The sequence below is a fragment of the Flavobacterium hauense genome (assembly GCF_054457175.1).
On the sequence record NZ_JBTKVX010000003.1, the window covers coordinates 14906 to 33840 of the forward strand.

General features: G+C 38.3%; 15 protein-coding genes. 1 reads left to right on the forward strand and 14 read right to left on the reverse strand.

Features of this window, described 5'->3' with window-relative positions; genetic code table 11:
- Positions 1 to 8 precede the first annotated feature (8 nt).
- Positions 9 to 527 carry a DUF5004 domain-containing protein gene (locus tag ACX0HA_RS02320; RefSeq protein ID WP_458843660.1) on the reverse strand — a complete coding sequence of 173 codons (519 nt, stop codon included), beginning with the start codon at positions 525 to 527 and terminating at the stop codon, positions 9 to 11.
- A 459-nt stretch (positions 528 to 986) separates the two neighbouring features.
- On the opposite strand from ACX0HA_RS02320, the gene ACX0HA_RS02325 reads away from it, so the two are divergent.
- Positions 987 to 2588 (forward strand): DUF6377 domain-containing protein, encoded by a 1602-nt coding sequence (locus ACX0HA_RS02325; RefSeq protein WP_458843661.1) that lies wholly within the window; start codon positions 987 to 989, stop codon positions 2586 to 2588.
- On the opposite strand, the gene ACX0HA_RS02330 is transcribed toward ACX0HA_RS02325, so the two are convergent.
- Genes ACX0HA_RS02330 through ACX0HA_RS02390 form a run of 13 tightly spaced genes read right to left on the reverse strand, consistent with a single transcriptional unit; the run spans position 2585 to position 18926 of the window.
- The gene (locus tag ACX0HA_RS02330; RefSeq protein ID WP_458843662.1) at positions 2585 to 3892 is read right to left on the reverse strand and encodes an ATP-binding protein; all 1308 of its coding nucleotides are present in this window, start codon (positions 3890 to 3892) and stop codon (positions 2585 to 2587) included. The genes ACX0HA_RS02325 and ACX0HA_RS02330 overlap by 4 nt on opposite strands.
- Positions 3893 to 3906: 14 nt before the next feature.
- On the reverse strand, positions 3907 to 5127 hold the full coding sequence (locus ACX0HA_RS02335; protein ID WP_458843663.1) for an eCIS core domain-containing protein: 1221 nt from the start codon (positions 5125 to 5127) through the stop codon (positions 3907 to 3909).
- An 18-nt stretch (positions 5128 to 5145) separates the two neighbouring features.
- Positions 5146 to 6435, reverse strand: coding sequence for an eCIS core domain-containing protein (locus ACX0HA_RS02340; protein WP_458843664.1), 1290 nt, complete (start codon positions 6433 to 6435; stop codon positions 5146 to 5148).
- Positions 6436 to 6445: 10 nt separating this feature from the next.
- Positions 6446 to 9367 (reverse strand): contractile injection system tape measure protein, encoded by a 2922-nt coding sequence (locus ACX0HA_RS02345; RefSeq protein WP_458843665.1) that lies wholly within the window; start codon positions 9365 to 9367, stop codon positions 6446 to 6448.
- Complete coding sequence (locus tag ACX0HA_RS02350) at positions 9367 to 11274, reverse strand: hypothetical protein (protein ID WP_458843666.1); 1908 nt, start codon at positions 11272 to 11274, stop codon at positions 9367 to 9369. The genes ACX0HA_RS02345 and ACX0HA_RS02350 overlap by 1 nt, the downstream gene beginning before the upstream one ends.
- Positions 11275 to 11286: 12 nt before the next feature.
- Positions 11287 to 12003: a hypothetical protein gene (locus ACX0HA_RS02355; protein WP_458843667.1), complete on the reverse strand. Its 717-nt coding sequence runs from the start codon at positions 12001 to 12003 to the stop codon at positions 11287 to 11289.
- A 7-nt stretch (positions 12004 to 12010) separates the two neighbouring features.
- On the reverse strand, positions 12011 to 15109 hold the full coding sequence (locus tag ACX0HA_RS02360; protein ID WP_458843668.1) for a baseplate J/gp47 family protein: 3099 nt from the start codon (positions 15107 to 15109) through the stop codon (positions 12011 to 12013).
- Positions 15110 to 15121: 12 nt separating this feature from the next.
- Positions 15122 to 15553: a GPW/gp25 family protein gene (locus ACX0HA_RS02365; RefSeq protein WP_458843669.1), complete on the reverse strand. Its 432-nt coding sequence runs from the start codon at positions 15551 to 15553 to the stop codon at positions 15122 to 15124.
- 3 nt (positions 15554 to 15556) lie between these two features.
- The gene (locus ACX0HA_RS02370; RefSeq protein WP_458843670.1) at positions 15557 to 15856 is read right to left on the reverse strand and encodes a PAAR domain-containing protein; all 300 of its coding nucleotides are present in this window, start codon (positions 15854 to 15856) and stop codon (positions 15557 to 15559) included.
- A 17-nt stretch (positions 15857 to 15873) separates the two neighbouring features.
- Positions 15874 to 17661, reverse strand: coding sequence for a type VI secretion system tip protein VgrG (gene vgrG / locus ACX0HA_RS02375; RefSeq protein WP_458843671.1), 1788 nt, complete (start codon positions 17659 to 17661; stop codon positions 15874 to 15876).
- Complete coding sequence (locus ACX0HA_RS02380) at positions 17658 to 18311, reverse strand: CIS tube protein (RefSeq protein WP_458843672.1); 654 nt, start codon at positions 18309 to 18311, stop codon at positions 17658 to 17660. The genes vgrG and ACX0HA_RS02380 overlap by 4 nt, the downstream gene beginning before the upstream one ends.
- Positions 18311 to 18472 carry a DUF5908 family protein gene (locus ACX0HA_RS02385; protein WP_458843673.1) on the reverse strand — a complete coding sequence of 54 codons (162 nt, stop codon included), beginning with the start codon at positions 18470 to 18472 and terminating at the stop codon, positions 18311 to 18313. The genes ACX0HA_RS02380 and ACX0HA_RS02385 overlap by 1 nt, the downstream gene beginning before the upstream one ends.
- A gap of 10 nt (positions 18473 to 18482) precedes the next feature.
- Positions 18483 to 18926: a phage tail protein gene (locus ACX0HA_RS02390; protein WP_458843674.1), complete on the reverse strand. Its 444-nt coding sequence runs from the start codon at positions 18924 to 18926 to the stop codon at positions 18483 to 18485.
- Positions 18927 to 18935 lie beyond the last annotated feature (9 nt).

Genomic DNA, 18935 nt, shown 5'->3' on the forward strand with positions numbered 1-18935 from the left:
TGTCCTTATTAATTAATTGCGTTTAATTTGAATTTATAGGATACAAATGGCAAGCCTCCTGAAGTCCTTACCAGATTTATCTCCATTTGTTCATTACTGCCTGGAACAGAAGTAAGCCTTAATTCATCCGTCTTTAAGGTTTTTTGTGCATCGCTGTACAAATAAATCCTTACAGCCTCGCCATTGGTTTGCTGAAAATCAGAACTAAGAGCCCAGTAACCGTTTAATGCAAATAAAGGTGGAACATCGCCTGTCACTTCATAAGTTGTAGGCATGTTCTTTTCATCTACATTAAATGTAATCCTGAAATTGTCGTAATTAAATAAAGTACTGATGTCCTGTTCAGATGGTTCAGCTTTTGCTGCTTTTGCAATTTCATCGACCATCTTAAGGTTCATTAAACCCCACTCTCCCTTAATCTTTTCATTAAGGGTAATAGGATCCACATGGTGGCCATCATCAGCTTCGTTGCAGCCAACGGCCAGCAAACTGATCAGGGCAAACAAATAGATAATTTTACATCTCATAAATTTTGTTGTTTTTTGTTAGTTAAATTTGTCCTTTAAAAGAATTAAACGAAGCTACTCGTTAAATACTTCCTAAAAAAAACATTCAGGTAAAATCAAGATACTATATCGTTATAATTAAGTATATTTAACTAATAATCAAACATTTAAAAATCAACTTGTTTTAAAAAAATCAAGATATAATTTAGATTAAAAAAGCAATTTTAAAGATTAAATAACTGATGATATGTAAAATTTATCGCGTTATTTTTTTACAATCTATACATATATTACTATTTTTTTAAAGAATTGCAATATTTTGAAGTATATTTAACAGCTTTTATTTTTCTGTTAAAAAAAAGACCTTGATTTAGGGTAATTGGATGATAATTAAGAATGTTTTAAATTTGAACCCTCCTAAATAAGTTGATATTCTGCCTTCTTAAATACACTTTCATCCCATAAAACAACCATTCATAAATGCATAAAAGGTTTTATATTTTATTCTTCTTTTTTTTAATTCTTTCTGCCAACGCAAAAAGTATTGACCCCATACTTGATAGCCTTGACCATACATTGCTAAAAAAAGACATTTACATCAAACAGAAATATTCCAGAATAAGACAATTAAAAAGAGATATACATAAAAATACCCTCAGTAAAGATGATAAGAATCTTTACTATGATTATATGAAATTGTTTGAGGAATATAAATCATTTAAATATGATTCAGCCTATTATTACCTTGAATCAGCAAAATCAAGAGCACATGTACTTAAGGATAGAAACCTTCTTTCCAAAACCAAGATAAAAGAGGGTTTTGTACTCCTTTCATCCGGACTTTTCAAAGAAGCCATCGATACTCTAAACAGTGTTGAGCTATCTGTTCTGGATATTAAAACCCAGTATGATTATTATTCTGTAAAAGCCCGTGCTTACTACGATCTTGCCGATTATACCAAAGATCAGCGCTACAACATTAATTATATTCAAAAAGGTAACCTGTTGCTTGAGGAGGCAATTTCTCTTGTAAAACCAAACACAAATGAATATTGGGCTGCCGAAAGCCTTAAAAGATTAAAACAGCTGGATTGGGCTGGTGCAGAGAAAGCCTTCAGCTATTGGGTGAACAACTATAAATTACCTACTGAGTACTATGGTATCGCTACATCTAGCCTTGGTTATATTTACTCAGAGAAAGGCGATACTGACAGAGCCATCCACTATCTGGCCTTAGCTGCAATTGCAGATGTTAAGAATGCTACTAAAGAAACCGTTGCGCTTCGTAACCTTGCAAATGAACTTTTTAAAAAGGGGTATCTTGAAAAGGCAAATCATTACATCAATCTCGCAATGGATGATGCTACTTTTTATGATGCCAGGCACAGGAAAATCGAGATTTCGACTATACTTCCTATCATTGAGAAAGCACAGCTCAACAAAGTAAATGACAAAAATGACCTTTTAGAGAAGATTGTCATACTATTGACAGTGCTTGCATTAATAATTATTCTTTTCCTTATCATCATATTCAAGCAACTCAAGGAGCGCAATGCATCCAGAAAAGCTATGGCTGAGTCGTTTGAAAAACTACAGAAAATGAATAAAAGCCTGAGCGAAGCCAATACTATTAAAGAAGAGTATATCGCCTATTTCATAAAAGCAACATCTGAGTTTATTAATAAGATAGACCACATGCAAAAAAGTACCATTCAAAAAATAATCTCTAAAAAAACAGATGAAGTGCTTACCAGCCTAAAAGGCTATAATATTAAAAAAGAGAGAGAAAATCTATTCCATCAATTCGATGAGATCTTTCTTAGGCTATTCCCTTCTTTTATCAGTGATTTTAATGCCTTGTTTCCTCCTGACCACAGGACAATAGTAAAAAAAGGCGAATTATTAAATACAGAGTTGCGCATCTATGCACTCTACCGCCTGGGGATTCAGGATAGCAATCAGGTTGCCGAATTCCTTGAGCTTTCGGTATCTACCATTTACACCTATAAAACAAGGATAAAAAGTAAGTCGGACCATAAGGAAGTGTTCGAAGAAAAAATAATGGCCATAGAAACAATTTAATGCTTTACGATCCTGCCTTCTTTAGTTAATTCTCTGTGTATGGCCTGTCTCAAAATATCATGGGTCAATACCGGCTTTTTCATACTGTGAAGCAACAGTGAGCAGCGCTGTATCACGTTGACCATACTACCTCCTGAGAGTTTTGCTACAGATGCCTCATATAGGAAGTCCGATTTCATTTCAATGAGCCATTCTTCCGGTATCATTTTTTCCCATAGTCGCTGGCGTAATTGCTGATCGGGCATTGGGAAATTCAATATCGACTGGAATCTCCTGAAAAATGCTTCGTCAAGGTTATCCTTAAGATTGGTTGCAAGTATGATCATCCCCGGAAAATCTTCAATTCGCTGTAATAAATAAGCAACTTCCTGATTGGCATGGCGGTCGTTAGAACTATTAGAATCTGTACGTTTACCAAAAAGGGCATCTGCTTCATCAAAGAACAATATCCAGTTCTGATGCTGGGCACGGTCAAAAATCTTAGCAAGATTTTTTTCGGTCTCCCCTATATATTTTGATACGATCATTGAAAGATCTATACGATAGACATCTTTACCATGTTTTTTACCAAGCAGGCAGGCGGCCATTGTTTTACCAGTACCCGGAGGTCCATAAAGCAAACATCTGTATCCGGGCTTAATAAGCCTGTTCAGGTTCCATCGTTCACGAATATCATCTTCATGCTCCAGCCATTTAGAAATATCGTTAAGATCTTCCCATAGGTGATAAGGTACAACAAGATCATCCCAGTCGAGAGGTGTCTGCATACGTTTTGCCGGAAAGTCGCTACTGTAATCCGGACGATATGTACCTTTATGATTAATTTTTGCCAGAAACTCTTCGGATATGCAGAGCTTTCCACTCAAAAAAGGTTCCCCCTGTCCCACTCCTTCCAATCGCAATATATTACTTTTATGAAACCAGTGTTCCTGCGAAAATATCCTTATTGCGTCTTGTCTTTTATTCTCATGGCCTATAGACAATAAAAAAGCTGCAGTTTCACCGGTTGGTAAAAAACCATTATGTAAAGCACCCTTCCACCCTCCAAACTCCGTATAAGGCCTGTCAAGATTCTTATTTTGAATAAAGAACAAGTCCAAAGATTCAGGGCTTATATGCGGCATCAGTCCTAATAACAATACAATCCTTTCTTCCCACGAAAGTTCCTGCCCTGCCAAAGGTGTCAATTCATCATCTGCCGGCAACGGGATTTCATTTAATGAAGCATATTGATTTTCCTGCTTGAAATAGAGGCTGAAGGCCGTTTGAAGCAGTGTTTGGAAATAGTGTACTGATTGGCTCATCTGGCAAATATAAATTAATTATTTCCATCATTATCTTCCTCCATATGATCCTCTGAATCATAACTATCAGAATGATAACTTTCACTTTCTTCATCTTCTTCCGGTACAAAGTCTTTATTATCTTCCTTATAGGTTAATGAAGGTGCAAAGCGCTCTTTAACATTACTCCATTTGTCTTTTCCATCAATAATGTCCTGCAAGTATCTGCGTAAATCTCCAAAAACGGAAAAACTATATCCCCTACCTACTTCAGCAATACATACTATTACTGCCAGTTTTTCAAGCTCACCATCCAAACTGTCTAAATCAATTTCATCATTAAGGAATTGCAAAAATATTTTAGCATGATTCTTATCTAGTTTTTTTACAAGATTAACATAAGACCCACCTCCTCTGATAAATGGATCGTACTTTTGAAACACTGTCCCCATCTTAAAACCTGTTTCTTTTTCAACCTGTGCAAAAATGAGCTGCTTTTCTTGAGGATTACTATCCTTATCCATCCACACTTTTGCAAACCATTTAAAACCTATTTGCGCAAGGCCACTTGCTTTAATAAGCTGGACAGTTGGCTCACTTACTGATTTCATTTGTGTTATCGATCCCTTCTCAGTTGTATTCAGGGCCTTCGCACCCATTGTATCCGCTTCATTTTCCAATCCTGCATCATCATTTACGTTTACTTTGCCTTTCATCTGCATCGTAGGCTTAACCCTGCCCTGTTTTTGTTGCACTACATGCCACGCCTCATGAGGTAAATGCTGTTCCTGTCCCGGAGCAACATGAATATCAGTTCCCTGGGCGTAAGCATGCGCCTGAAGTTCGGCTGGTTGTGACGAATTATAATGCACATTAACATCATCCATGGAGTAGCCTGAAAGGTTCTCAACCCCCGACTTTAAATTGTCGGGCAATCCGGTATTGTTTTCCTTTTTTTGCAAAGGCTCTTCATCCTCCACATTTTTTAACTGTGCTGTGTCAAACTTACCCTGAAGCAATTCTTCATCATTGCCTTTCAGTTGAGTGGTATCAAACTTTCCCTGAAGCAGTTCACCTTCTTCATTGCCTTTCAATTGGGCTGTATCAAACTTTCCCTGTAACAGTTCATCTTCTTCTGCAGCTTTTAGCTGAATACTGCTTTTATAGTCATTTATTATAGCATTGGCAGCTGCCTGCTTAGCCGCTTTTGGCTGTACAGTCTCAGCCTTTTTCGAAGGTTGTTTATAATTTTTCATAAACTAAACATATTAGGGTTAATGTCGTACTGTCGAATCTACGTGAACATTCACATCCAGATTGTCCCATGTTGATTTAAAATCTGCCTGTCTTCCACGGTTAGGGTCAGGATTAACTGCTCTTGTAGATTTATCTTCTATAAAATTTGCTCCTCCAGGAACATGGATATCAGTAATAGAAAGATCATCTGCCGCACCAACTAAAGAATCTATAGTTTTATTCACTGCCCGCCACGCTGTAACGGCTACTCCAATATTACCATCGGTATGAGCAATCGGAAGAGTTACATTTTTAGGCGATGTGGAGTTAACAACAGACCATGTGCAATCCCATATGTCTTTAACCAGACCTGCCGTAAAAATTGCATCTCCTGCTGTTTTTGCATTTACAAATTTAGCCACCCGAGCATCTCTTACTTCTCTTTCTGCTCTTGGTGTAATAATTGTGTCATAGACTGTTTTTATTGAATTTGGCCAATTAGTAGTTGCCTCATGAGTCGCTATTATTTCATCCTTATCGGTATCAGTAAATTTGTCAAAACTAGCTTTATAGGGTGATGTTTTAATTTTTTTATTAACCTCTTTATAAGGATCAGCTTCTATTACTTTAGGAACAGACCCATCATTCATGTAGACATTTTTCCACCAAACAGCGAAATCCATTTCTAAAGCTGCTCTAACAGCCGTCTCATCAGTGTCTTCTAAAAACCAATTTATAACCTCTTCTGTTTTACCTTTAGCCCAACCTTTTACCTCTTTTAAAAGTTTGCCTTTTATAGCTACAAGCTGATAGGTATTAACTGAACTTGTTCCTATCGACGAGGGCATTTCAGATTCATTTTTATGCGTCTTCTGCAAAGACTTAGCTCCCATTACATCTGCCTCAGTTTCTAAGCCTGCATCGTCATTTACATTTACTTTGCCTTTCATTTGCATAGTAGGCTTTACCCTGCCCTGCTTTTGCTGTACAACATGCCAGGCTTCATGAGGCAGGTGCTGTTCCTGTCCGGGCGCAATATGAATATCACTTCCCTGAGCATAGGCGTGGGCCTGCATTTCTGCCGGTTGTGACGAATTATAGTGCACATTAACATCATCCATGGAGTAGCCTGAAAGGTTCTCAACCCCTGATTTTAAATTGTCGGGCAATCCGGTATTGTTTTCTTTCTTTTGCAAAGGTTCTTCTTCCGCCGTTTTTCGCTGTAGCGGACTATTATAACCTGCCAAAATAGTTTCTACCGAAGCCTGCTTTTCTGCTTTTGGCTGAACCGTTTCCGCTGCTTTAGGCTGTTGAACTTGTGTTTTCATAATTTCAGAATTATCTCCATTTCACGTTGATACCCTTCTCCATCCAGCTAAATTTTACCGTACTTATGCTCCATGGTAATGAGCCCAAGAGTATATCATAAGCCCTTTCTTCAACTATTAGCTGGTAAAAATCCTCGTGTTCCTCCAGTTTTCCATTACGAATCAGGAAATTGCCACGTAGTCCGTCTATTGATGTATTACTCAGTTTGCTCCAGTTCTGTATCACAGCATTAAGCAAACCATTTATAATATCTTTTTCATTATCGGTAAGCTCTATCGATAACGGTATGGCTGTATCAGCTTCAAGACTTGTAAGCAACTTATTCAGTTCAAGCTCATGCTCGGCAAATTCAGTCATTCCAAATACAGCATATTGCATCACAAAAATTGCTCTTATGCGTGCCTCATTGTCTATAAACTTATTATCAGCGGTAAGCGACAACATATCAAAAAGCCTTGGCAAGTAAGGCCACAGCAGTACCAACCCGGCATTAGAGACAAAAGTCGACAACTTCTCTTCTTTGGGTAGCTCTTCTTTCTTTGATTTTAATTCCTCTTTGTCCATAGTACTCTCATTTTTATTTATGCCGTCATTTATAATTTCAGAAAATTCAGCAATAGTGCTAAGTGTTTCCTTTATCAGCTTATTCGTTTTGGCAATCTCCTGCACCCTACTTTCAAAAAGCGGACGTTTACCATTTTTACTTATTAATGCAAACCAATACACCATTACCTGTTCCATGATGGTTATACGGTTTACAGCAAGATACTCTCCCGAAAACCTCATCAGTAACTGAAGCAGCCGCTTGTTATCTGGTTCAATACCTAATTCAGCCGCAACCTGACGCCTTAAAATCATTTCAGCTTTCAGTATCTCTTCAATAAATGCTACATATTCATGCTCTTTAGCCAGAGCTTTGATAAAAAAGAAGAGTGCCGAGTCAGTTCCAAAATAATACAACAATCGTTTCTTAGCTATTTCTTCCGGTAAGGATTGTGTCTTAGTTTTTACAGCCGATATTCCTTGCTGTATTGTTTTTTTTAACTGTTCATCATAAAGTTCCTTTAATACCTTTATAAGTTCAAAAGGAAAAATATTTCCCGGTTTTATAACTTCTTTGTAAAAGAACACGATCAGTTCTTCCACTTTCAGGTTGTAGTGCGCAGCTATCCTTAAAAGGACACGGTTTACAAAGTATTTTTTATTAAATACCTGTTGTTGCGGCTCAAAAAGTACAGCATGGATAAATTTCCATTTCAACTGCATGAATTTTCCGCCCGTTCTGCCCTCTAAAGCTTTTTTCTTTTGGTATATATCCAGACTTTTAGAATAGGAAACGATTACATTGCTATGCTGAGGGAAAAGCATAATTATAAAATTATTGTGCTCTGCTTCAGATGTAAGCTCACTAAGAATCTTCTCCCTGAATTCTGTATTCCTTAGCAATACCTTCCATTGAGCTAATTCATTTTCAGAAAGTTCTTTCTTAGTACGGATGTATTGTACTATCCCTTTAGGATCATTTGTGAAACCTTCATTTTTCTCCTGAAATGATTTCAATTGTAATTCAGAGAACAATTCTCCAAACAACAGAATTAGGTTCGCATCAAGAGTAAGCCTTTCTTTTTCTGTCGAAAGGAAATAAGCTAGGATCTCATGAATTTCAAGATTATAATGGGAAGCTACTTTTTTCAACGTTCTCAAAACAAAATATTTGCGGTTAAACCCTGAGCTGCTTTCCAATAGTATAGGAAATATAATCTGCCATTTGAGCAACCTGAACTCTCCGCCTGCTTTTCCCTGCAATACACCCTTCTCCTTTTGCCTGTCTAACGACTTGGCGTATGTGGTAATAAAAACATAATCGTTAGGGACAACAATCTTTACCAATTGGATAATTTCGTTTTCATCCAGGTATTGCAAAAACCTTCGGCAGCTGTCTTCTTTTTTCAAGATGCCAACAAGTACATCCTTATTGTCTTTCCATTGCTTTTGGTTGCGCTGCTGTGTCACTGCCAAAACACGGTATAACTTCGCAATATCACTCACAGTGCCTTCCAGTATCTGTTTTGGTATTTCCCGCTTTAGCTGATTTAAGATAGAATATAGTTCAGAGGTTACCTTAACGTTACTATACCTGTTTTCCAGTTCTGTAGCTATAATTTTAAGTAACTGATCATAGGAAGTATTGTGTCTGGCAGAAAGACTCCTTACAGTATACTTTATAAAACTCTTTTTATTAAAAAATGAACTCTGATTATTAAGCAGATAAGCGTACACAACTTCCCACACTACATTCCTGTGAACCGATTCTTTTATTACTGGGCGTTCCATCTGTTTGTATTTCGATTGTAAAAACTGTACATACGAAATAATAAAACTACTTTCTCCCGGCGCAATAAGTCTTATACCTTCCTCTAACGATGCATCCTCAAGCTGAAATACCAGGCGCTGCTGAAGGCTGGTATAATGACCATAGGTAAGCAGGAACTGTTTAAGCACAGCTCCCTCTTCCTTTATAACCCGCAGAAAAAGATAATTGATGTCCTTATATTTATCTTCTACATTCCAGGGTAGCGAACCGTACAGCAAGAAATGGCACAATATCTCTGACAGCATCTTGCTTTTAGAAATCCTTTCAATCTTAGTTCCCGAAGTCTCATAAAGATGCTCCTGTATGGCTTCCGCCAACTTTTCTTTATACAATTCGGCAAATCTTTCTGCAAAATGCGCTTCACTTATGTGTCCGAGATCTAGCTCAAGAGAGTCCAGTTTTATTTCAAGTTCATCATCGTCAAAGTGTTTCAGTACCTCATCGGTAGATCTTTCAATATTTTTTGTATAAAAACTCTCCCAGTTACCATATAACGCACGGAAAAAGGCTTCATTCTCGCCTTTAAAGTTTAGCCCTATTTTTCCGATGCTGTTCATTATATATGTTTTGAATTATGAACGTTCCTGCTTAAAAATGCTCTTACGGCTATTGATGAATAGTTGATATCATCCCTGTCATGCGAAGCCAAAGCCTTTCGCCATGTGGTATAGATATGGCCAAAATTATGCATCTGATCCCTGCTCACATAAACCACCACAACCTCAAGATGCACAGGCAATCTCTCAAAAAGTATGTTTTCTATGTTGTGCCTGTTCTTTTCTTTTATCTGATCATCAGACATAACTATTGAGAGCTTATCTTTTTCTTCCTCGGTACCATGAGCCAAAATAAGATGCTCAACAAAATAAATTCCGCTGTAAACCTCATTATGCTTAATCTTCCTTATAAACTGCCAAAAGAGGTTGGCCATTTCTATAAGCTTTTCCTTAGAGGTAAAGAAAAGTCCCATGTTGATCCATTCACTCTTTTCAGGATGTTTGAATACCAGCAGGTACTCTTCATCCAGCAGGCAAAGTATCTTATAGTGTTTGCTTATGTCGCCATACTTCAGGAAACTCTGGAACAATACATTGTACCAAAGCAGGTTTATATTCATTCGTAGCCTGTGAAAAGTCCTTTCTTCATATACAACATCTGTCTCTTCAACATCCAGCAATGGCGCATTTTCATTAATATCAATACTAAAGGCCATATTCTGAAGAAATTTATATTTTTCAAAAAACTCCTCGTCACTAATTACTCGAAGGCCATATTTGCTGAAAGTATCAACCTCTTCTGTTTCATCATGAAAACTTGTGATCGATTCCATCATCTGCTGTATAGACGGAGTGCTGTTAGCATCATTTATATTGAAAGATAAAAAACGGCTGGCATTAAGCTGTGGAAAGCTCCTGATAAGCTTAGCCCGTTTTTCATTTATATCAGTATTTGGTACTGAATTTTTTAAACCAAAAATAGCCTGCGTATCTTCTCCATAAAAAGTGTCAAGGACATTAAAATAGGCTGCTTTTTGTTGATTATAATATATGTCTCCTCTTAAGCGGCTGTGATGTTTTAAGTCGGCATCAACAATGCGGCTCACTTCAGGAATAATTACTTCTGGCAGGGTGTTTTCAGGTATAAGTTCAGAAAAATCCAGTAAATCAGTTACATTTCCGGACTGTTGCAGGATATCGGCAATAAGAAAATCAAAAATAAGAAGATATGCCTTAAGCTGAAGAATTTTTGCCTCACCGATATAATCTGTTTTTGCAGGTAGTCCACGTTCACCAATGCCATAATTTTCAGGAAAATCAAACTGGATTGAGTGATAGTTATCACTATAAGGCCTTATATCTTCCTGTTCAGTAAGTGTCGCATCAAATTCCGGAAATTCAAACAGGTTTTTCCTATGCGGTTTCTCTTTCTGGTAAAGCGCGGAATCTTTAAGCTTGTCAAATCCTATTATAATCTCACCCATGTTTTCACACAGGTTCCTATTTTTATGATAGGTCTTTTTAATTTCGCTGACAAGTTGTGCAGATGCCTCTTCGGAGTTTTTTACATCTTTATTTGTCACAATAAAAATGTCATAAAGCCTGGTTTTTATGTTGAGCCTAACAATGCATTTTAAAATTACGGAAAAGTGCTTCATAAACAACTTTTCATAATCACGTTCTGTAACAATACTTTCGGCAAATAACTCCTCTTTTGGCAACAAACCTTTATAGCCATAGAGTACCTCTTTCCTGCTGCCTTCAATCAGATACGATTGAAAAGGAAGATCCAGGCGATACTTAAGTTCAAAAAGAGCATAGTTAAAATAATCGGCAATAGTAATTCCCGGATCATGAATATTATAATCAGTCCAGACTTTACCGCATAACTGCTCCAGCCTCTCAAGTGTCCTTTCCTGAAGGTCTTTATAAAAATTATCTTCTCTTTCCCTTTTTTCTAAAAACATCCTTTACTGTTTTTAATCCGGCATTTGTGAATTACTCCATAATTGCGTTACAGAACATTGTATGCTGCTGTTTTTACCACAATTATACCTTGTCCTTATCTGCAATGTACATTTGGTCTTATGCCCGTTGGTATCTTTTACCCTTACCCATCTTATTCGTATCTTATTAGTCCAGAAAAAGAATGTCCTGGGTCTTATTCTCCTGATTTTTCTTCTTTTTCCAAAACAATGTGTTGCCCATGCGATAAGCGTACTATGTTTTCCTGAAGCGGCACTGTAAGCAGCTGTAACCTCAAACATGTTTATGCCAGTGAGGTTTTCTTTTATATTGTGCCATTTTCCGTCTGCAGGTACAATTTCCAGGGCTTCACCCCTTCGGCCTCCACTTATCCAGGTATTCCTGCCGTTTATCTCAATATCACCATCATCTTTAAAAGTGATAGACGATTTAAATTGGTCCTCATTCTGTCGCCTGCTTATTACTAGGTCACCATTATTTTCTACACAAATGGTCCAGTCCGGCGATGGTTCACCCGATTGCCTGTAAAAAGAGATAACTTCCCTTTCGTTACCGTCGCCTGCAACCTTAATAGCTGCATCGGGTTTTTCAGAAAAGTCATCGTCAAGTATGTTAACCGTAGATTCTATGAGGTTTTTAAAAGCCTCCCCTGTAGGACGTTGCCCTGAACTGAAATAGTTCACCAGAGTTTCCCTGTTTAATTTTGCCATAATGTTTTTATTCAATGATAAATGTATCCCCCAGCTTCATCTCGTCAATACCAAACTGATGCTTAAAATCACCATCAACTCCCTCAATATGAATTATATGTTCTGTTTCGGGTATAAATATGATATTTGGTTTTTTAGGAGTAATTGTCAAATTCGGATCAGTATATTCGTATAGCTTATACTCATCTCCATTCCTTTCTATCCTGATAACAGCAAAATCAACAACCGTTATCTCTGATTTAATCTCACTGCATAAAGCATTATATATATCCCTCAGTTTTATGGAATAGCCAAATTCAGGCAATAGTGCTTCATTTCCCTGCCATGGCGCAATAAGACTGTTTATTTTTTGCAATATCTGCTTTCTGCGGGCTTCCGATAGGTATTCCCCATTATATTTCAGTACAGCCCTCACCAGTATTTCCTCATACACGGGATTGGTCACTTTTATATTAGCTACATAAGCTGTTGTAAGTTTTCTGAGAAAACGTTCAATCTTAACCATGGCATAATTTGAAGCCAATGGACGATTAAAATTACCCGAAGGTATGATCGCCATGTATACATTGCTGCTTTTACGGTCATCAGGATCCCGGTAACATTTTGCCTTTGCGATGTCAGGAAATGCCTGTAAAGTTATCCTTTCATAATCCCTCGGGGTAACCGCCTTGCCCTGATGGGTAATATGTTCCGAAATTCTTATGAACATATCATGATCTGTCTCATATTCACGGCCATCATAAAAGGACGTTATCTGTTTAAAATCGTTTATTCCCGGTATGTTCTTTTCGGGTTCAAGTTTAGCCGTTATTTCCTTAAACGGAACTTTATCATTTTCGTTAAAATCAAGCTCAAGTTCAAGAGACACGGCATTAAGATAAACAGCCTGAAGCTTAGGTATTACAACCGTCTGGTTCTTTATAGATATACCTCCCCTTATCCACAATTGGCCGTCAGCGTCAAATAATGATGCATCAATACTATCCGGCATAATAAACATCATTCGTCCGTCTACCGACAATCTTCTCGTTTCGTCCTTTTGTATAAAACCCGGTGGCATAGGCTGCCATTTACGCATATTGCCTATATACCATTTTATGTTAGGTATATCCTGCTCGCCTATCTCTTCAAGTGAAGGAACAAAATCAAAAAACAAGCTGAACAATTTACCCGGAACAACATTCTTTAATGCCAGTAACAAATTGCTTTCTTCTATATCTACAGCAAAAGGAATTGCTTTTTTGGTACTTTTTGGAAAAGTAGAAAGCGAGTCTATGGGCAGGATAGAATCAACTGCACTATCACTATTACTGGTATTTTCATGAAGATTAATAATATCCTCAGCCCTGTAACTAAGCGTAATCCTTTCGACCAACGGATTGATCGGAGGGTTTATCGTTGGGTATTTCTGGTCTTTACGGGCACTCTTCATGATTTGTTCGGTAAAGAGCTTTCTGTATACCGTTTCACCAAATCCCATATCGGGAGTTTCAAAGATAAAGTCTACAAACCCCGAGCGTGATTTCAGGTTAAATTCATATTCTTCTTCCTCAATTTTTACAACCGGCATTTTTTCAACATCAATGTTTTCAAAACGGGTCTCATTTATAAGCGGTGCATTATAAATTGGCTGTCCTTCTTTTCTGCCTGCAGTAGAAAAAAGATAAAATTTAGACTTGTTTGGAGTTTCTTTCCATACATAATCTGTTAAAAATCTCGACTGAAGCGTAAATGAAGCATTGTTAATATTACTATCATATTGGCTGTAATAGCCATACAGCCCGGTCTTGTCCAGTGGCAGCTGCCGCCACTGTATATCAACATCAATGCTTTTTGTGTTCTTTATTGCCATCTCATAATTACCCACGGCAAACCAGGAACCTTTTTCGTTATTGATCCCAAAAGGAGTAAAAGGCTTTGAACTGTCTACTTTTCCCAATTCGTTGTAAATATGTAAATTACTTATGTCGCTGACTTCTGTCTCTATCTTTACCTTGTGAAGCATAAATTCCTTCATCCACGAATAAGGATACATCCATGCATCAAAATTCAGATGCACATTAAGTTTTGGGTATTTAGACACAAACTTATGTTTCTCAAACGTACAGCCTGATGTAGCCGGGAAACTTTCGTCGAGGGTAAATTTAAGCACGAGGCTGTTTTCTTCTTTTCCGCGGGTTACAGTATATTCCGGTATATTTTTCCAGCCCTCAGTAGTGCTTACAGACAGGTAAAAAATATTACTGAAAAATTTGGCTAAGGCAAATTCAGCAAATTCTTCATCAGGCATTGAAGTACCTTTATGACTGAAATACTCCATGAATCCGGCAACATTCTTCAATAAAAACTGTGTCCAGTTATTTTCATCATAAAAAGTAATGGTAACTGACCGTTCACCCTCACGTAAAAGCAATGCGGGCGAGGTTATTTTTAACCCCACTGTTTTTAGATGTTTAGATGTATCCGTTTCATTTCCCTGTAACTTCAGCTGCTTAACCTTTACGGCAGTTACAAAATCCAGGTATTTTTCAGGAACCCGTTTATTGTCTTTTTCAAAATTGAGGATATACCCTTCCGTCACCTGTGTATCAAGAAGTTCTATACTCTCCGAAATTTTGTAATACAACGGCCTTCCAGCTTTGTTAGTTGTAACAAAACGCGTACCCTCCTTAACTGTTACTGTTTCAAAAGGTTTCTTTTCCAGAGATATCCATGTTTTATTGGGCAGTAAGGGCAGTGATTTCACTTTAAGCACATCCTTCAGGTACCATAAAGGATATTTCCTCCAGCGCTCATTAAAATCCTGTGTGGTCTTATGTAAGTTTTCAAGAAATATAAGCAGCAAAGCCTGGGATGGTTCCACCATTCCATTGGCAACTTCGGGACGGGTATTCCCAAAAAAATCAGGATCCCGACTGCTCTCAAGTAAAGCATCAAAATAACCGTCGGCCTCTTTGTTTAAATTATAATAGCGAAGAAAGCGGGCAACTTCCAGGGATTGCTCCAATAGCGATTCCTGTCCATTATCCAGAGCCGAAAAGGGGCTGACCGAAGTTATTCGCTTCAGCCTGTCCTTCCTGCTTAAACCATCTTTGCTGTTATCCATAATTTGTAACCTTTATGTCCTGTCGGGAATACCATGTAAATCAGTACCTTCTTTAAAATAGAAAGGATACACCATATTACTGCGGCTGTTAGTTTCTTTTACTATATAGTATAATTGTATCTCAAGAATACCTTCATTAGCATCTTTAATATGCACATCAACAGATTCTAATATTACGCGCGGTTCTCCTATTAATATAGCCTGCTCGATCACATCGGTAATCAGTGTTTTTTCCGAAAGGTTCATTTTAGAAAATACCCATTGGCGTATATCACAACCATAATCAAACCTGAAAATGCGCTCACCGGGCAATGTAGATAGCAATATTCTCAGGCTCTCACGAATATCCTGTTCGCCACTTACCAAAACGGCTCCTTTATGGCTTCCATTCATAAAATGCGGTGGAAATGACCATCCCGTTCCTAAATACAGTCTGTCTTCCATAATTTATCCTCCTATTAGTACTGTTGGACAACCTATCACTATCGAACCACCGTGAGCACAGGTATCGCCCATCCTTGCCGCCGGCTTGCCTCCTATCATTACTGTAGCCGATCCCATAACTATACTATCAGGCGGACCTACGCAGGTGCACATATCTCCTATAACTGCCGCAGGCAATTTACCTATCAATACAGTAGGAACCCCCGGGCCGCTAACCGGCCCCCCGACGTGTGGTATAGGCGGTACACCGGGAGTTACCATTGGGCATACATGCATATCTGTTAATCGTGCTGCTGGTGGCATAATCGTGTGTTTTTTAGTTAATTGATCATTACAATAGCTCCTTTTACAGTAACCTGTCCCGAAGCCGAAAGTTCGGCCTGGGCATTGCCTTTGGCCGTAAATGCCATATCGGCAGAAGCCTCAACATTAACCCCTTTGAGGTTTACATTGGCACCCGCTTTAATGCTCACATTGCTTCCTGCACTTATCTCAACATCAGTCTTTGCCTTTAGCGTAAGGCTTTGGGCAGATTCAATCGTAATGCCACTATCTGACATTACTATTTTATTACTGTTCTGATCCGTAAGTTTTATCGATTTCTGGTCATCATTTATTTCGATGATATTCTTACCAGGAGTTTCAAAAGTTATAACCTTCTTGTCTTCGTCAAACTTCATTGTGAGTTTGGATTTGGTAACAATGCTTCTTGTAAAATTTTCTTTTGTAATTGCGGAAGATGGTGCTATGGTACTGCTGTAAAGACTTCCTAATACTACTGCATTGCAGGGGTTATCATTAAAAAAACCAAGAACAACTTCATCTCCAACATCGGGAATAAAAAAGGCACCATAGGTACTGCTAGCCCAAAAACTAGCCAGCCTTGCCCATACATTGTTCTTCTCTCCATGCAATAATGGTATCTCTACCTGTATTTTATTCTCTTTATCAGGATCTTCATCTATCTTGACCACCTTACCTATCTGTAGTCCCTGAATTCCCGGTAATAGTCCCGAAGCCGGTGCTGCAGAAACATCAGGATTATCAGTCATATTCAGGTGCGAAAGCCCCATGCCAACAGTTGTAGTCCAGTTTCCATCTTCAATTTCATGCAAAACGCTACCTACAAAGGCATCGCCGTTAAAACGTTTACCCAGTCCTGCGAGATCTATTATAGAGCCTACAACCGCAAGAGCGCTTCCCTGAAACTTTACCTCTCCTCTAATACGGCTCATTCCCGTTTTTAGCATTTGGGCATCAGCCCATGCTTGCAGGGTGGCTTTATCCGGAACAATAGTCGATTGCAGCGTCATTTTTTTATTTTCAATAGCCGATGCAAGCTGGGCAGGTGTCGTGTCTCCCTGCGAATTTAATGTTGGGATTGCCCCGTCAGAGGTTATTATTGCCTGTTTATTAACATCCCAGGCCACAGCAGTTGCCCCGGAAGGCTGATAAGCAGCGTTAAGTTCACCGTTAAAAGCCATCATATCATTGCCGTAGGTCACTTTAAGCACCGCCGATGCAGTCACTTTCGGCTTAATTATCTTCATTTCCTTGCCTTCTGTTATTACTATCAGTCCGTTGGCATCTGCTTTAGAAAGTATAAAGTCCCAGTCGGTACTGTAGTATTGTACAATAGTATTATATTTAGCCGCAGTGCTGTCTATAGTGGTGCTGAGTTTGCCATATTCACCGGTAATGGTATCTATGGCTTCACTATCGGTACTTTCTTCAAATACCCTGTTATTCCTGAATCGCGTCATCTGAAAAGCATAATCGCGGCAATCAACCCTGAGTGTTGCACCTTCGGCATTGATCTCGATATTATGCCCTGTAACCATGCCTTCAAAAATCACGGTATTCGTGTTGGCATAACCTGCCTCAATACTAATGACTTTACCCGGAGCAAACGTTTCGTCGTCACTTTCCGGTATGTCCTGGGCAGGCATATCTCCTGCTGATATTACAAGCTCTGTCCAGCCAATCCTGTTGGCTTCTTTTCTTACTTTTATTGAAACTAATCCGAATGAATCTTTTATTGGTGAACCTTCACTTGAAATAGTAAAGGTTACAAGACCATCGGCACCTATATCCGGAGACTGACTCATTTTCTTACTAATGGTGGAAACATAACTTTAGTTCCCGGTTTTACATTTCTAAAACTTTCCAGATTATTATATCTTGCAATATCATAGCTATATGAAGCATCGCCATAGATCTCATTGCAAAAAAGAGGAATAGTATCTCCCGCCTTAAATAATATAACCCTGGATATGTCCGGAGAATTCTTAATAGAACTGTCCTTGTTGTAATGCTCTACAAACGAGAGCGATATTTTTACCCTCAGCGGCAAACCATTGGGTGCGAACAGCGTGTAATCGTAGCTGAGGGAGTTTACCCTGCCATGAAAAAGCAGGCTTCCCCACGCAACTTTGGCATACCCCGGCTCGTGGCTTTCGGCATTTATCCTGTAAAGCGTTTTCTCAAGCTGCTGGATAAGATCTTGTATCTTTTTCTTTTGTCCCGGTATTACACCTGTATCATCAAGAATAATTTCAAAAGACAATCCCGACGGCTCATGATTCTTATACTTAGCCGGTTTCTTTTCTTTACCCAGCGTGTATACAGAATCGTATTTTATGTTTTTCTTTATTTTTATGGTCGACGGATTTATCTGTACTGCAAACTGCCTCCCACTCTCCTCTGTAGTATAGGTAGAGTCGGTATATCCAATGATCTGCAATTTTTCCAGTTCCATTATCTTTCGTTTTTCAGAATTTTTTCTTTACGCATGGTTTCTTTCAATTCTTTTATGATCTCGCGCTTCATTTGCAACAAAGTTTCTTCATCGGCACCATTCCTGCTCGAATCACTTTCTACAGTTACCTTTACGTGTATTTCTTTAATAGTAATAGCCATTTATCTGAGTTTATAATCTTTTCAGCGTGGTATATGCAAATTCCAGCGATTCGATAAGAATATTACTCTTTTCAGAATCAAGCTTTTCAACTTCCCACTTTACCGGATATGCATTTTGGCAGGTCCAGGTATATATTGTACTTCCTTCGTTGTTAAGCAACTGTATTGATATGGTCCTGGTGCTTATCATCAACGAAAAATCACCTTCAAGTATGCGCTGTATCCATTTTACTTCACTCCCTTTTAAAGGCATCAATGCACGTTTCAGTACAAGATTATTGTGTTTTAGTTGTTTAGGAAGGAGGTGCGTGAAACTATTCACGCCCCCTTCACTAATTTTTTCTGTCTCCATTTCTGCTGAGAGACCGGATACTTCCTTAAAAGCAAATTCATCATTGCCTATCTTTACCCTGAAGTAAAACGATACGGGTAAATCCCATCCTGTATTTGCCAATCTATCAGG

Bases quoted from the DNA above. Each gene is read 5' to 3' on its own strand.
- ACX0HA_RS02320 (WP_458843660.1), bottom strand. From the start codon at position 527: ATGAGATGTAAAATTATCTATTTGTTTGCCCTGATCAGTTTGCTGGCC.
- ACX0HA_RS02325 (WP_458843661.1), top strand. From the start codon at position 987: ATGCATAAAAGGTTTTATATTTTATTCTTCTTTTTTTTAATTCTTTCT.
- ACX0HA_RS02330 (WP_458843662.1), bottom strand. From the start codon at position 3,892: ATGAGCCAATCAGTACACTATTTCCAAACACTGCTTCAAACGGCCTTC.
- ACX0HA_RS02335 (WP_458843663.1), bottom strand. From the start codon at position 5,127: ATGAAAAATTATAAACAACCTTCGAAAAAGGCTGAGACTGTACAGCCA.
- ACX0HA_RS02340 (WP_458843664.1), bottom strand. From the start codon at position 6,435: ATGAAAACACAAGTTCAACAGCCTAAAGCAGCGGAAACGGTTCAGCCA.
- ACX0HA_RS02345 (WP_458843665.1), bottom strand. From the start codon at position 9,367: ATGAACAGCATCGGAAAAATAGGGCTAAACTTTAAAGGCGAGAATGAA.
- ACX0HA_RS02350 (WP_458843666.1), bottom strand. From the start codon at position 11,274: ATGTTTTTAGAAAAAAGGGAAAGAGAAGATAATTTTTATAAAGACCTT.
- ACX0HA_RS02355 (WP_458843667.1), bottom strand. From the start codon at position 12,003: ATGGCAAAATTAAACAGGGAAACTCTGGTGAACTATTTCAGTTCAGGG.
- ACX0HA_RS02360 (WP_458843668.1), bottom strand. From the start codon at position 15,109: ATGGATAACAGCAAAGATGGTTTAAGCAGGAAGGACAGGCTGAAGCGA.
- ACX0HA_RS02365 (WP_458843669.1), bottom strand. From the start codon at position 15,553: ATGGAAGACAGACTGTATTTAGGAACGGGATGGTCATTTCCACCGCAT.
- ACX0HA_RS02370 (WP_458843670.1), bottom strand. From the start codon at position 15,856: ATGCCACCAGCAGCACGATTAACAGATATGCATGTATGCCCAATGGTA.
- vgrG (WP_458843671.1), bottom strand. From the start codon at position 17,661: ATGAGTCAGTCTCCGGATATAGGTGCCGATGGTCTTGTAACCTTTACT.
- ACX0HA_RS02380 (WP_458843672.1), bottom strand. From the start codon at position 18,311: ATGGAACTGGAAAAATTGCAGATCATTGGATATACCGACTCTACCTAT.
- ACX0HA_RS02385 (WP_458843673.1), bottom strand. From the start codon at position 18,472: ATGGCTATTACTATTAAAGAAATACACGTAAAGGTAACTGTAGAAAGT.